This window comes from Arthrobacter alpinus (assembly GCF_001294625.1).
Lineage (GTDB): Bacteria > Actinomycetota > Actinomycetes > Actinomycetales > Micrococcaceae > Specibacter > Specibacter alpinus_A.
The window spans coordinates 3,092,306-3,106,455 of sequence record NZ_CP012677.1; the positions used below are offsets into that span (position 1 = coordinate 3,092,306).

The 14,150-nt window shown below is 63.1% G+C and carries 13 protein-coding genes; 2 read left to right on the plus strand and 11 right to left on the minus strand.

What is annotated here, in order from left to right; all coding sequences use genetic code 11:
- Position 1: 1 nt before the first annotated feature.
- The 8 genes from proC to AOC05_RS14095 form a co-directional block, all read right to left on the minus strand.
- Positions 2 to 838, minus strand: a complete 837-nt coding sequence (proC, locus tag AOC05_RS14065) for a pyrroline-5-carboxylate reductase (protein WP_062007766.1) — start codon at positions 836 to 838, stop codon at positions 2 to 4.
- Between the two features lie 598 nt (positions 839 to 1,436).
- Positions 1,437 to 2,294 carry a sugar phosphate isomerase/epimerase family protein gene (locus AOC05_RS14070; RefSeq protein ID WP_062009820.1) on the minus strand — a complete coding sequence of 286 codons (858 nt, stop codon included), beginning with the start codon at positions 2,292 to 2,294 and terminating at the stop codon, positions 1,437 to 1,439.
- Positions 2,295 to 2,300: 6 nt separating this feature from the next.
- Complete coding sequence (locus tag AOC05_RS14075; RefSeq protein WP_062007767.1) at positions 2,301 to 3,287, minus strand: exopolyphosphatase; 987 nt, start codon at positions 3,285 to 3,287, stop codon at positions 2,301 to 2,303.
- 91 nt (positions 3,288 to 3,378) lie between these two features.
- On the minus strand, positions 3,379 to 6,141 hold the full coding sequence (gene topA / locus AOC05_RS14080) for a type I DNA topoisomerase (RefSeq protein ID WP_062007768.1): 2,763 nt from the start codon (positions 6,139 to 6,141) through the stop codon (positions 3,379 to 3,381).
- Positions 6,142 to 6,315: 174 nt separating this feature from the next.
- Positions 6,316 to 6,654 carry a hypothetical protein gene (locus tag AOC05_RS20200; RefSeq protein WP_230085709.1) on the minus strand — a complete coding sequence of 113 codons (339 nt, stop codon included), beginning with the start codon at positions 6,652 to 6,654 and terminating at the stop codon, positions 6,316 to 6,318.
- Positions 6,655 to 6,659: 5 nt separating this feature from the next.
- Positions 6,660 to 7,064: an MgtC/SapB family protein gene (locus AOC05_RS20205; protein ID WP_335337594.1), complete on the minus strand. Its 405-nt coding sequence runs from the start codon at positions 7,062 to 7,064 to the stop codon at positions 6,660 to 6,662.
- A gap of 65 nt (positions 7,065 to 7,129) precedes the next feature.
- Entirely contained in the window at positions 7,130 to 8,809 is a 1,680-nt protein-coding gene (locus AOC05_RS14090) for a DUF7059 domain-containing protein (RefSeq protein ID WP_062007769.1), read from the minus strand.
- Positions 8,810 to 8,861: 52 nt separating this feature from the next.
- On the minus strand, positions 8,862 to 9,755 hold the full coding sequence (locus tag AOC05_RS14095; protein WP_062007770.1) for a rhodanese-related sulfurtransferase: 894 nt from the start codon (positions 9,753 to 9,755) through the stop codon (positions 8,862 to 8,864).
- 76 nt (positions 9,756 to 9,831) lie between these two features.
- On the opposite strand from AOC05_RS14095, the gene AOC05_RS14100 reads away from it, so the two are divergent.
- Together AOC05_RS14100 and AOC05_RS14105 are read left to right on the plus strand one after the other, a co-directional pair.
- Positions 9,832 to 10,548, plus strand: a complete 717-nt coding sequence (locus AOC05_RS14100; RefSeq protein ID WP_062007771.1) for a GNAT family N-acetyltransferase — start codon at positions 9,832 to 9,834, stop codon at positions 10,546 to 10,548.
- Positions 10,549 to 10,597: 49 nt separating this feature from the next.
- Positions 10,598 to 12,925, plus strand: a complete 2,328-nt coding sequence (locus AOC05_RS14105) for a DEAD/DEAH box helicase (protein ID WP_062007772.1) — start codon at positions 10,598 to 10,600, stop codon at positions 12,923 to 12,925.
- Here AOC05_RS14105 and AOC05_RS14110 read toward each other — a convergent pair.
- The 3 genes from AOC05_RS14110 to AOC05_RS14120 all read right to left on the minus strand — a co-directional run bounded on the left by AOC05_RS14110 (position 12,922) and on the right by AOC05_RS14120 (position 14,103).
- Complete coding sequence (locus AOC05_RS14110; protein WP_062007773.1) at positions 12,922 to 13,323, minus strand: Rv3654c family TadE-like protein; 402 nt, start codon at positions 13,321 to 13,323, stop codon at positions 12,922 to 12,924. The genes AOC05_RS14105 and AOC05_RS14110 overlap by 4 nt on opposite strands.
- On the minus strand, positions 13,316 to 13,732 hold the full coding sequence (locus AOC05_RS14115) for a TadE family type IV pilus minor pilin (protein WP_062007774.1): 417 nt from the start codon (positions 13,730 to 13,732) through the stop codon (positions 13,316 to 13,318). The genes AOC05_RS14110 and AOC05_RS14115 overlap by 8 nt, the downstream gene beginning before the upstream one ends.
- Before the next feature lie 107 nt (positions 13,733 to 13,839).
- Positions 13,840 to 14,103: a DUF4244 domain-containing protein gene (locus AOC05_RS14120; protein WP_062009821.1), complete on the minus strand. Its 264-nt coding sequence runs from the start codon at positions 14,101 to 14,103 to the stop codon at positions 13,840 to 13,842.
- Between the last annotated feature and the right edge of the window lie 47 nt (positions 14,104 to 14,150).

Consider the following 14,150-nt stretch of genomic DNA (forward strand, 5'->3'; position numbering starts at 1 on the left):
GTTACTTGCTTTCGAGCTCGGCAGTGATTTGGGCGGCCCGGGCGGCGGCAGCCTTTGCGCCAGCCAGCACTATGCCCGGTAGCCCTTGCTCGTCGAACGTTGCAATGGCCTGCTCTGTTGTCCCCTTGGGGCTGGTGACGGCACGGCGCAAGGTGGCGGCGTCCGCACCGGGCTCGGCCAGCATCAGACCCGCACCGGCAACGGTCTCCCGGGCCAGGACCCGCGCAATCTCAGCCGAGAGGCCAAAGTCCTGGGCGGCTGCCGCCATGGCCTCCGCCAAGTAAAACGCGTAAGCAGGGCCCGAACCGCTGATGGCCGCCACAGCGTCTTGCTGACTTTCAGGGATATCAAGTACGACGCCGGAGCCGTCGAAGATCTGGTGGGCGGCGGCCAGGTGGAACTCATCAACGCTTGTTCCACCGGAAAGTGCTACCACGCCCCGGCCCACCTTCAACGGGGTGTTGGGCATGGAGCGCACCACGGGCTGCCCTGGGCGCAGGGCAGCCTCCAACTGACCCAGGGAAACCGCTGCCGCAACACTGATGACGACGGCGTTTGCCTCCAGATGGGGTGCGATCTCGCGGCACATTTCTGCTGTCCCAATCGGCTTGACACCCAGAATCACGACGCTGGCGCCAGCCACCGCCTGGGTGTTGGCGTCAGCTTCCTCATGGGAGGCAATGGCGGTCACGCCGTGGCGATGGGCCAGTTCCTGTGCCCGCTCCGGCCTGCGAACAGTCACTGTGACCGACGCTGCTGCGGTCCCCGCCGCGAGCAATCCGGTCAGAATCGCTTCGCCCATTGAACCGCAACCTAGAAAAACAATCTTTTTGCTCATGCCCTCAGTCTTTCGCGTCCTGCTGCCCACATGCAACAGTGGCGCGCATGCGGCCACAGTTTTCCTCTCCGCCAACATTTACAGCCAACTCACAGCGTCGTGCCGGTGTTTGCCCAGAGTGGGGTCATAGTGTTCTAACTACCTCATAGAGGTGCGAGTGATGATGGTCCAGCCGGTGTTCACGCCTGTTGGACCGGGCGCCGGAAGCGGCTAGGGTCCCCCCAATTCCTAGCATTGTTTCCGGCGTCTCCCTCGTTAAGGCGCGGAAAAGGCGCGGTTCCTCGAGCACGGTGTAGTGCTCTGGCGGCTTAAGGGTGAACGCACAGCTGACACCCTGACTATTCCCAATCTGTGCCTCTATTGTTTTAAGTACCTCATAAGGGTGCGAGTGATGATCGGACTGGTCTTGTCCTGAAGGCCAGTCAAATCGCCGGAGAACTTGCCAGTGTTTCCCCCCATCCACTGGCCACACGTTCTCCGGCGATTTCACGTTAACGCCCTATCCGTTGAGGGGACACATCACCCCACCCAGACCCGAGGGGACACCAACGATTTTTCTGGGGTGATGTGTCCCCTCAACGGGGTGGTTGGCTGACTGCTACGGCAGCGTCTGCCCTAAGTGCACGCGGGCGAACTCGAGGGTTTCGGCCAGCCATTCCTCGCGCTGCCCGGCCCCCTTGGCCTTGCGGGTGGAAATTTCCGCCACCACGGCGCCGTCAAAACCGTTGTTGGCGATATGTTGGAGCACTTCCACGCACTGCTGTGTGCCGTGGCCGGGAATCAGGTGCTGGTCCTTGGTGGACGGCGAGATGCCGTCGGTCAGGTGGATGTGCCGCAGCCGAGCGCCCAACGCCTTGACGGCGTCAAGGCTGGAGGCGCTGGCGGTGGCGGCGTGGGAGAAATCCCAGGTGACGTCCTTGTAGTCTTGCCCTACCGGGTCCCAGTGCGGCAGGTACGCAAGCGCCTCACGCCCGCGCACACGCCACGGGTACATGTTCTCCACCGCAATGCGGACACCGAAAGCCTCTGCAATGTCCTTGACTCCTTGGGCGAAGGTTTCCGCGTAGTCGTTCTGCCAGCGAAAGGGCGGGTGCACCACCACCACGTCGGCCCCCACATCCACGGCCATCTGGGCCGAGCGCTGCACCTTGTTCCAGGCACTGCCCCACACTTGCTGGGTGAGCAGGAGGGTGGGCGCGTGGATGGCCAGGATCGGTTGCTCGTACCTTTCGGACAGGGCGTTCAGGGCCCGGGCGTCTTGGCTGTCGCCATTGTGCGTCACGAGCACTTCGACGCCGTCGTACCCGAGATCCGCCGCCACGGCGAAACCGTCATGCACCGACAACGGGTACACGGATGCTGTGGACAGGGCCACAGGAATGTGCCGTTTGGGAGCTGGCGCAAGGTCCGCCGTCGAGCCTTGAATACCGGTGGAATCCGCTGCTGAATTAATCATGACCACCTAATGTGTTGCTGAATTTGTCAGTTTACCAACGTGCGCCGGCGGATCCAGCGGGCCGTCAAAGACCAACTGGTCCAGGCGGCGCAGGATCAGGCCTTCACGTAGCGCCCAGGGGCTGATCTGCATGGTCTGGACCTTGAACATTTCCAGTGCCGTCTGGGCCACCAGGGCCCCAGCGAGCACCTGCTGGGCACGCGCCACCGACACCCCCGGCAGGTGCAGCCTGTCAGCGGAGGACATGGCGGAGAGCCGCTGGGACCAAAGTCCCAGATCGCTCAAGTGGAGTTCGCGTTTCACGTACGGACCCATGGACGACGGCGCGGCCCCGGTAATACGTGCTAACGCCCGGAACGTCTTGGACGAGCCCGTGACGATGTGTGGGGAGCCCAGCTTCTGTGTCTCCACCACCGCTTCCTTCATGGTGGCCTTGATGTGCTTGCGCAAATCCCGCACGCTCTTGGCGGTGGGCGGGTCCTGGATCAACCAGTCGCGGGTGAGCCGGCCGGCGCCCAGCGGGACCGAATGGGCCAGGTCCGGGAGTTCATTGGCGCCTTGGGCGATTTCAAAGGAACCGCCGCCAATGTCCAGGTTCAAGATGGTGCCAGCACCCCACCCGTGCCAGCGGCGAACGGCAAAGAACGTCATGGCTGACTCTTCGTCACCTGTCAGCTCTGTCAGGCTGATGGTTGTCTCGTACTGCACCCGCTCAAGCACGGCGGCACCGTTGGTGGACTCCCGGATGGCGGAGGTACAAAAAGCGAGCAGGTCCTTGGCCCGGTGCTTGGCTGCGAACTCCCACGCTTCAAGAATGAATTCGATGAGCTCGGTTTGGCCTTCATCGGTGATGTTGCCGTCCCCGTCGAGGTACTGCACCAGGCTCAGCGCCCGTTTGTGCGACGCGTATGGCACGGGCTTAGCGCCCGGGCGGGCATCCACCAGCAGCAGGTGGACCGTATTGGAGCCGATGTCGAGCACGCCTAATCTCATATGCCCATTATTGCGTGATTGTCCCTGCACAGCGTTAACAACACCGCCCAGGAACCGAAATTCGGGTCTTGGGCGGTGTTGTTAACGCTGGTTACTTTTTCGCAGCAACCTTCTTCTTGGCCGGGGCCTTCGCCGCAGGCTTCTTGGCAGGCGCCTTCGCGGTGCGCTTGACCGGGCCGCGTTCACGCTTGTCTGCCAGCAGCTCGATGGCAATTTCCCGGGTCAGTTCCTCAACCTCGGTGCCGCGCGGCACGGTGATGTTGGTGACGCCGTCAGTGATGTACGGGCCAAAGCGGCCCTCCTTCACCACGATCTTCCGCTCCGAGACGGGGTCGTCACCAAACTCGGCCAGCGGCGGCACCGCGGCGCGGGCGCCACGCTGCTTGGGCTGGGAGTAGATTTCCAGCGCCTGCTCCAGCGTGATGGTGAAGATTTCCTCCTCCGTCCCAATGGAACGCGAGTCGGAGCCCTTCTTCAGGTACGGCCCAAAACGGCCGTTCTGGACGGTGATCTCGTTGCCTTCGGCGTCGGCCCCCAGCACGCGCGGCAGGCTCATGATGGCCAGCGCCTCATCCAGGGTGACAGTGTCAACGGTCATCGTCTTGAACAAGGAGCCGGTGCGCGGCTTGGCCTTGACGGGCTTCTTCGGCGGCTTCGGTTTGCCGTTCTTGTAGTACTCGACCGGCTGGTTGGCGATCTGCTCCGCCGTCATCTCCGGGATTACTTCGGTGACATAAGCGCCGTAGCGGCCGTTCTTGGAGACCACGGTGTGGCCGCTGACCGGCTCCACGCCGAGCACGCGTTCCTCGGGGGCGGCGGTCTCCATGAGCTCCTGCGCCTTGGCGGGCGTGAGCTCGTCGGGGGCCAGGTCCTCGGGGACGTTGGCACGGGCGGCCTCGATGATTTCACCGGTTTTGGCGTCCACCGTCTGAACGGTGCTCTCCAGGTATGGGCCGAACTTGCCCACCCGCAGCACCAGGGTGTCGGTGATCGGCATCGAGTTGATCTCGCGGGCGTCAATGTCGCCGAGGTTGTTCACGATGCTCTGCAGGCCCGTCTCCTCGCCTGCACCGAAGTAGAAGTGCTTGAGCCAGTCTGAGCCCTGTTCCTGGCCGTTGGCGATCCTGTCAAGGCCCTTCTCCATGTCGGCCGTGAACTCGTAGTCAACATAGTCGGTGAAGTGCAATTCCAGCAGGCGAACCACAGAGAACGCGATCCAGCTCGGCACCAGGGCCGAGCCCTGCTTACGAACGTAGCCGCGGTCCATGATGGTGGACAGGGTGGAGGCGTAGGTCGACGGGCGGCCGATACCGCGCTCTTCCATTTCCTTGGTCAGCGACGCTTCCGTGAAGCGCGGCGGCGGGGACGTCTCATGGCCATTGGCCGTGACATCGGCTGCCTTCAACGCATCCTTTTCCTTGACGTTGGGCAGGCGGCGGTCCGATTCGTCGGAGTCGTTGCGGGACTCGTCACGGCCTTCCTCGTAGGCGGCCAGGAAGCCGCGGAAGGTGATGACGGTACCGGAAACCGAGAACTCGGCATCCTGCCCATCAGTTGCGCAGGCACCCAACTTGATGGTCGCCGTAGAGCCCTTGGCATCAGCCATCTGGGAGGCGACAGTGCGCTTCCAGATCAGCTCGTACAGCTTGAACTCGTCACCGCGCAGGGCGCTGGCCACCTGGGCAGGGGTGCGGAAGGAGTCTCCGGCGGGGCGGATGGCCTCATGGGCCTCCTGCGCGTTGGAGCTCTTGTTCGCGTAGACCCGCTTGGTGGCCGGGACAAACTCGGGGCCGTACAGCTCCGAAGCCTGGCGGCGGGCGGCGTTGACGGCCTCATCGCTGAGCGACGAGGAGTCGGTACGCATATAGGTGATGTAACCGTTTTCGTACAGGCGCTGCGCGGTGGACATGGTCGACTTTGAGGAGAAGCGCAGCTTGCGCCCAGCCTCCTGCTGCAGGGTCGAGGTTGTAAACGGCGCGGCCGGCCGGCGGGTGTACGGCTTGTGCTCAACAGAGCGCACGGCGAAGCTGGCATTCTGCAGACCTTGGGCCAGGGCCTTCGCGGCCACCTCGTCCAGATGGGCAACGTTCTTGCCGGTCAGCTCGCCCTGATCGTTGAAGTCGCGGCCGGAAGCCACGCGACGGCCGTCAAGGGCTGCCAGTTTGGCGTTGAAGGACTCACCGGTGTCCGTGGTGCTGAACGTGCCCAACAAGTCCCAGTATCCGGCGGAACGGAACGCCATGCGCTCACGCTCGCGCTCCACCACCATGCGGGTCACCACTGACTGGACACGGCCGGCGGAAAGCTTGGGGGCTACCTTGCGCCACAGCACCGGGGACAGCTCGTAGCCGAACAGCCGGTCAACCACGCGGCGGGTTTCCTGGGCGTCCACCAGGTCGGTGTCCAGTTCACGCAGGTTCCCCAGTGCGCGTTGCAAGGACTCCTTGGTGATTTCGGCAAACGTCATACGGTAGACAGGCACCTTGGGCTTGAGCACCTCAAGCAGGTGCCACGCGATGGCCTCGCCCTCGCGATCCCCATCAGTTGCGAGATAAAGTTCGTCGGCGTCCTTGAGCTGCGCTTTGAGCTCTGCCACCTTCTTTTTCTTGTCCGGTGAGATGACATAGTACGGCTTGAAATTGTTCTCAAGATCGACGGCGAACTTGCCGATCGAGGATTTCTTCAGCTCCGCGGGAAGCTCGGAAGGCTGCGGCAGGTCGCGGATGTGCCCAATGGATGCTTCGACGACGAAACCCTCGCCAAGGTACTTGGCGATGGTCTTGCTCTTGGCAGGGGACTCTACGATTACGAGCTTTTTGCCGGTCTTCAGCTTGCTGGCTGCCTTGCTTGGCACGGTACTCCTAGAAGGGAATGAAAGGTTGGGCGGGAGGCGCCCCCCATGAGCCTAGTTCACCATATTTCTACCGCGAACGCGTATTGCTTGGGAAACCGGGGCACCTTTTGAAAGCCCGGTGAAGGGCAGATAACGTGCCCAAACCCCGGAATCAAAGATGCTTTCACACCCTGCCTAGTCCACTTCGTCGTCAAAGGTCACGGCAGCGATGGTGGGCAGCTTGGCGAGCTCGGCCAGCCGCCCCGCCTTGGTACTGAGACCCTCAATTTCCAGTTCAACTTCCACCAGGTTGGCCGCGGCAGGGATTGATTCGGCGTTGAAAAGCCGCCGAATGGCGCCGGGATCAGCGTCGGGCAGCTGGCGGATACTGAAGCCCTGAATCTGAAAGCCGCGTTGGGTGCACGCCTCCAAGATCTCCCGAATCGAGCCGGTCCTGTCAACATATTGCACCTGCAACACATGAAAGCGGAGGCCAAAAAAGCGTCCACGTTCAAGAAATTTCGTGTAAGCCACGACAATCAAAAAATATGCCCCTGTGACGAACGCCGCATACAGCACCAGCCCGGCACCGGCGGCCGCCCCACCGCCGCCGTCAACCAGATCAAGGAGGCAGTGGTCAGTCCGCGCACCTTGTTCTGGCGGACAAAGACCAGCCCGGCACCGATGAAGCCAATGCCGGAAACAATCTGGGCGGCCACCCGGGAGGGATCCAACATGACTTCCCCGGCTACCAGCACATCGGAAAACCCGTACTTGCTGACCACCACAAACAAGGCGGCGCCCAGCCCCACCAGCGCATGGGTTCGCGTGCCGGCGGACTTGTTGTTGATCCGCCGTTCCAGACCAATCAGTGTGGGCAGGACGACGGCGGCACTCAGGCAGAGCAGTATGGCCCACCATGGTGCGTTGGCGGATAGGATCACGTGTAACCGCGCTTATTTGCCACCCACGCTAATCCGACCGCCGCCCTGTGAGACGGGCATGGCTGTCAGGCCGGGATGAGGAAGCCGTCCCTGACCAGGTTGCGCACATCGGCGCAGAGCCCGTCGGAGAACTCCGCATCGTCACGTTCGAGCAAGGCTGCGAGCGCGCCTATCAGCTGGCCCACGGTGAGTTCGCCGTCGCTGGCCGAGACGAAGCCGGCCAGTTCGGTGCTGAGCAGGTTGGTGCGGCGCAATCCGGCACCCTGGCGCAGCAAGATCACACCCGGGTGTTCGGCCCCCGGTTTCTGGTGGCGTTCCTCGGTCACGTCTTGGGCCACGGTGAGGTATTCGAAAAGGATGTTTTCGTGGCGCTTCAGCCACTGTTCGCGCTCCAGCGTGGTGACAAGGTGAGGACCCACCGGCTGTTCGATCGGGTACAAGATTTCCTCAAAGCGGGTGCTGGTGGAGAACGCACCGGGTTGTTGTGGCTGTGATTCGGGGCGGCGGAGCAGGATGTAGCCGAATCCGATCCCGGCCACATTGCGGGAGGCAAAGTCGAGCAGGTAGTCCTCGTAGGCGTTGGCGTAGGCGTCCTGGTCGCGGCCTTGCGAGGCGTCCTGCAACCACGTTTCGGCATACCCGCCGGGGCTGACTTGTTCACGCTGGATAAACCAGGCCTGCACGCCGTCCTGTACCCACTGCCGGGGGCGGGCGGCCCACTCAGGGGAGGGCCCGGCGTCGTCCGTCCCGCCTTCGGTTACCTCCCAATTGCCGAGCATCTGCGCCAGCCCACCCGGGGCCAGGACGGAGGGCAGCTCACGGACCAGGGTTTCGACGATGGCGTCGCCGGCCATCCCGCCGTCACGGTAGGTGAACTGCTCCCGGGCCTGCTCGCCCCGGCAGCGGGGGGTGATGACAAACGGCGGGTTGGAGACCACCAGGTCAAAGCGTTCGCCCACCACGGGTTCCAGCAGGCTGCCCAGGCGTAAGGAGACGCGGGCGTGCGGGTTCTCCGGCTCAAAGTCGGCGTCCGTCAGGCCCAGTGCGCTGGCGTTGAGCATGAGGTTGAACCGCGTGAAAGCCAGTGCGCGGACGGAAATGTCGGTGGCCACCACGGTGCTGGCGTGGTGCAGCAGATGGAAAAGCTGGATCCCGCAGCCGGTGCCCAGATCCAGCGCCCTGCCCACCACCTTCCGGATGGTGGCTTGGGCTAGGGTCAGTGACGCCTGGCCGATGCCCAGGACGTGGTCCTTGCGCAGCACGCCGGGGCGCTGGTGGGCACCCAGATCGCTGGCGACCCACAGATTGGTGTCCTGCTCGTCTTCGTTGGCCGCGGGCCATCCGTAAGGGCGCAGGTCCACGGCGGCCCGGACCATGACATCACGGTCCTGGGCACGGGTGTCACCGGGTTGATCTGCCGCATCACATTCGATTTCAGCCACGCCCATCGCAACCAACGCATCCACGCCCGTGCGTGGCGCGGCTTGCCCCAGCTCCTTCGCCGACACAGTTTCTGCCAGCAACCAAAACCTGACCACCGTGGACAAAGGATCGGTGTTGCCGCGCAGCACAAGTGCAGCGGGCACGGTTTGATCCCGGCCCAGCGCTTGGTTGGCGTCCGCACCAAGGAGCTCCGCCACGCCGTCGACCGTGTAGTTGATGGCGCTCAAGTCCGCGGCTAGAGCCTGCATCGTGGCAGGGTTGTCGCTGCGTGGGGCGTCCGGGATGGTGGCGAAATCAGTCATGGGACAAGCCTAACGAGTCCCGGCGGCGCGCTGGTCGGGAACTAGAACCCCGTCAGCCGGTGCAGCCCTGCGGGCATTGCAGCGTCTCCGGGGCGCTGGCACAGTCGGCACAGTACAGGTTCAGGTTGCGGCAGCTGAGGTTGGAGCAGTTTTCAAACTTGTTAGTGGCGTTGTTGCAACGGATGCAGTGGCCGATCTCTTTGGCCTCGTCACTGAATTCCATGTGCATGCGCTTGTCAAAGACGTAGAGGGAGCCCTCCCACAGGCCCTTGTCCTTGAAGGCTTCCCCGTAACGGACGATCCCGCCGTCCATCTGGTAGACCTCCGTGAAGCCGCGGTTGACCATGAGCGAGCTCAGGACTTCGCACCGGATGCCGCCGGTGCAGTACGTGACCACCGGCTTGTCCTTGAGGTTGTCGTACTTGCCGGAATCCAGTTCCTTGATGAAGTCGTGGGTGGTGGCCACATCGGGGACCACGGCGTTTTTGAACTTGCCGATCTGGGCTTCGAAGGCGTTGCGGCCGTCAAAGAACACCACTTCCTCGCCGGCGGATTCCTTGGCGGCGACGAGTTCGTGGAGTTCCTCGGGGTTGAGATGGACTCCACCGCCCACGACGCCGTTTTCATCCACCTTAAGTTCGCCGGGGGCACCGAAGCTGACGATTTCCTCGCGGACCTTCACACTCAGACGCGGGAAGTCATCCCCGGCGCCGTCGGACCACTTGATGTCCATGTTTTTGAACCCGGCATATTCGCGCGTGGTCTTTAGATACTGCTTGAGATCCTTGATGTCCCCGCCCACGGTGGCGTTGATGCCGTCCTTGGACAGCAGGATCCGGCCAGTGAGCCCAAGTTTCTCGCACAGGGCACGCTGCCAGAGCTTCACCGCCTCCGGGTCCAAGAGGGGAGTAAAGCCGTAAAAGAGCACAATCTTGTTCAAAGCCACGTATTTAAGCGTACTTCGTGCCGCCAAATGCCCCCTTTGTCAAGGAGTAGCCGACCGCCGGGCATAGGCTTGAGCCATGACATCCGGTTCCATTGATCTTGAGGAACTCTTGGACGCGTGGTTTGCCGGTTGGACCGCGCTGCGAAGCTACACCACCGCCCTTAACGGTGGTGGTCACGCGGCGTTGCGCATGGACCGCAGCGGCGACTGGGAGTATTTTATCGCCGCCCCAGAGCGGCAGGCTTTCGCCCTGCTGGCTGCTGTTGCCTGCCAATCGGCGGATAGGGCCGTGAGCGTGCTGGGCCCGGATGTTCACCGCTACGTCAAACTGGCGCATGCTGCGGGGATGGGGATGCTCTCCACCTCCGAACAGTTAATGATGGTGCGAATGGAAGACCAGGACAACCAGGACCCCTTCCTCAACGACCCGGACTTGACGCTGCGGGTCACCCGCATGGGCGGACGCCGGGCAGCGTCCACCTGCCAGGCGCGTTACAGTGCCTCGATCGTCCAGGACGGTACGGTGCTTGCAAGCGGCAAGGTCGCCGTCTACGGCGAATACGCCATTTATGACCAGATAGAAACCCATGCCGGGCACCGGCGTCGTGGGTACGGCAAAATCGTCATGCACTCATTGACCGCCCATGCCAAGGAATTCCCTGTCACCACAGGGCTGCTGCTGGCCAGCACCGACGGGCAACGCCTCTACTACAAGATGGGCTGGCGTAGTGTCAGCCCTGTCACGGTCCTGGTTCCCCGGGCACAGCTGGAACGCACACGATCCAGGCAATGAGGGCTCAGTCGGCGGCGCCCGCTTGCCAACACGGTGGCACAATGATGAGGTGTCCGCCAACAATTCGCTGATTTCCCAGCTGGGCCGGGGAGAGCACCCCGCCCAGCTGCAGCATGTCCACCACATCCCCGCCCGCAAGGCGGTGCCGGAGGCGTGGCCTGGCTGGGTTCACCCCGATCTTGTACAGTCCTACTCCCTTTTGGGGGTCCATACCCCGTGGCGGCATCAGATTACCGGGGCCAATCTTGCCCACGACGGCCATCACGTGGTGATTGCCACCGGAACCGCGTCGGGCAAGTCGCTTGCCTACCAGCTGCCGGCCGTTGACGCCGTACACCGTGCCGAGCTGCGATTAGCACAGAATCCGGGCAGGCTTGACGACGACGGCGCTGTGGCCCTGTACCTCTCCCCCACCAAGGCCCTGGCCGCCGACCAGCTCGCTGCCCTGGCGTCCCTTCATCTACCCACCCTGCGTGCGGCAACGTACGACGGCGACACGGCACCGGGCGACCGCCGGTGGATCCGCGACCATGCCAATTTCATCTTGTGCAATCCGGACATGCTCCACTTCGGTGTGCTGCCCAACCATACGTGGTGGGCCAAGTTCTTCCGCCGCCTCAAATACGTGATCATCGATGAGGCGCACAGTTATCGGGGCGTTTTTGGCTCCCATGTGGCCGTCTTGATGCGCCGGCTGCGACGCATCTGCGCCCACTACGGTTCGGAGCCCGTCTTCATCGGGGCCTCAGCCACCTCCAGCGACCCTGCGGTCTCCTTTTCACGGCTGATCGGCTCCGTTGCCGCCACAGTCACCGAGGACAGTTCCCCCCACGGTGCCACCACCGTGGCCTTTTGGGAGCCTGAACTCACTGACTTCAAGGGTGAGAACGGCGCACCGTCCAGGCGCACGGCCATCGCCGAAACCTCCGATCTGTTGGCAAACCTTGTTTCCGCACGGGTGCGGACCATCGCTTTCATCAAGTCCCGACGGGGTGCCGAGACCATAGCAAGCGTGACCCGCCGCCTGCTCGAAGATGTTGACCCCAGCCTGCCGGCACGCGTGGCTGCCTACCGCTCAGGCTATTTGCCGGAGGAGCGGAGAGCGCTGGAAAGGTCCTTGCGTTCCGGGGAGTTGCTGGGGGTATCCAGTACTTCGGCCCTGGAATTGGGGATAGATATTTCCGGTTTGGATGCAGTGTTGGTGGCCGGGTGGCCCGGCACCAGGGCGTCCTTTTTTCAGCAGATTGGCCGCGCCGGCCGCGCCGGGCAGGACGCGTTGGCCGCATTCATTGCCAGCGATGACCCTTTGGACACCTACCTGGTGCACCACCCCGAAGCCATTTTTGGCGTCCCCGTCGAAGCCACCGTGTTCGATCCCTCCAATCCCTATGTGTTGGGGCCGCACCTATGTGCAGCGGCGGCGGAATTGCCCCTCAACCATGAGGACTTGGCTCTCTTTCCCGAAAATACCTTGACATTGTTGACACAGTTGGTCTCCCAGGGATACTTGCGCCGCCGCCCGTCCGGATGGTTTTGGACGCACCCCCAGAGCGCCGCAGCCATGGTCAACCTCCGCTCCGACGGTGGGGGGCCGATCAACATCATCGACGCCGACACCGGGGCCCTGCTGGGCACCATGGACTCCCCACAGTCCCACTACCAGGCCCATCAGGGCGCCGTCTACGTCCACCAAGGCGAACCGTACGTGGTGGTCGAGCTCAACGAAACCGACCACTGTGCGATCGTTCGCCGGGGAAACCCCGACTACTACACCACCGCTCGCGACGTCACCCAGATCGCCGTGCTGGAATCGACGCGCCACGAGTTGTGGGGCCCCGTAGAGATGCACTTTGGCGAGGTTCAGGTCACCACCCAGGTGGTCTCGTTCCAGCGCAAGGCTTTCATCTCCAACGAAGTGCTTGGCGAAGAACCCTTGGAGCTCGGCGCCCGGGACCTTTTCACCAAAGCAGTGTGGTTCACCATGGACAACCAGACATTGCTCTCCGGGGGGCTGGTCGAACCACAATTTCCGGGCGCCCTGCACGCCGCCGAACACGCCGCCATCGGGCTGCTGCCCTTGGTTGCCTCCAGTGACCGGTGGGATGTGGGCGGGGTTTCCACCGCCATTCATGCCGACACCGGCCAGCCGACCATCTTCGTGTACGACGGCCACCCCGGCGGCGCTGGCTTTGCCGAGCGGGGTTTTGCCATGGCACGGGTGTGGCTCTCGGCCACACGGGATGCCATCAGCGCCTGCGAATGCGACACCGGCTGCCCGTCCTGCGTGCAGTCGCCCAAATGCGGCAACAAGAACAACCCGCTGGACAAGGCCGGCGCACTCACCCTGCTGACCATCCTGCTCAACCACGCCAGCTAGGGCACCACGAGCTCAGGCGGGGGCCCTGCCCTTGATTTGTTGTAGGCAGGCCACGGCAGACCTGTCTGCACGGAGACTTCGAGCTGAACCGTGTCGGCATACACGCCCACAACCATGCAGGAAACAAGCACCGCCCCCTGCCGGATCACCAGGTCTGCGGCGACCTGGCAGGGATCACCCACGGTGAGTCCGCGGGCGGCATCGGCGCCGGCGAGTGCGGCCAGATCCGCAGCCGTTGCCGCCTTCGCGGCCGCGTTGGCTGCTTCACCAAGCCACATCAGAGCAGTGAGCAGCAAGAGCAGGACGATGGCCAGACCCACTGCCACAATCGTTCCCGCGCCCTCCTCCCGCGCAACTGGGGAGAAGAGCGCCGCATCCTGGCCTGCACCCCTACCCATGGCCCGGCCGCTGGCTCTGCACGGTGGCATCATAATTCTCAATTCGGGCAACAGCACTGGCAGATTGTTGCCACGCCAGCATGCCTACCAGGGGCCCGTCCAACCGGCCAGACACCGTCACCGTGGCATAGCCGCCAGCGAGATCCACCACCACGGTGGTGTTTCGTCCGGCAAGGCGGGTGGCAATGTCTACCGACTGTGTGGTGTTTTCCCCTCGCGCCACCGCCCTTGCGCCAGCCCGGGCTCCTTCTTCCAAACGAAGCTGAAGTATCCCGGCGCCTGCTCCGAATAAAAGCACCGCCAGCAATGCCGTTACTGCTGGCAGGACCACAGCGAATTCAGCCGTGACACTCCCCCGGATGCGCCGTGTTTGGTCAAAGAGGTGCGAACCGGCATTGTCTGTCTTCACCCCGGGTTCCTGACCCCGCATCAACTTTTGAAGCATCGGAACGTCACCTCGCAATTCTCGAAAGCATCTACAGACTTGCCACATACTGGGTGGCACCGGACGTTGGCTCAAAAGCTCAAGGCGCTTCGAATAATGTTCATCAGGAATCCGCGGACTTCGTCACTCTTGAGGATGACAACGAGGAGCCCGGCAAATCCCACGGCAGCCAACGTGGCGATGGCATACTCAGCCGTGGCCATCCCCGCATCTGAACCAAGCTTGCGCATTGCCCGCAGCTTTTCAGGGTTCCGCACTGGGGTCCGGCCCATGGCACCGGGAGTGATTTCTCGAACGTTCTCCAGCTCCGTAAGCGCTGGGTTCGGGTTGGTCATGCCCCCGATAAATTCGTTGCTGTACATGTCAGCTCCTTCTTGTGATG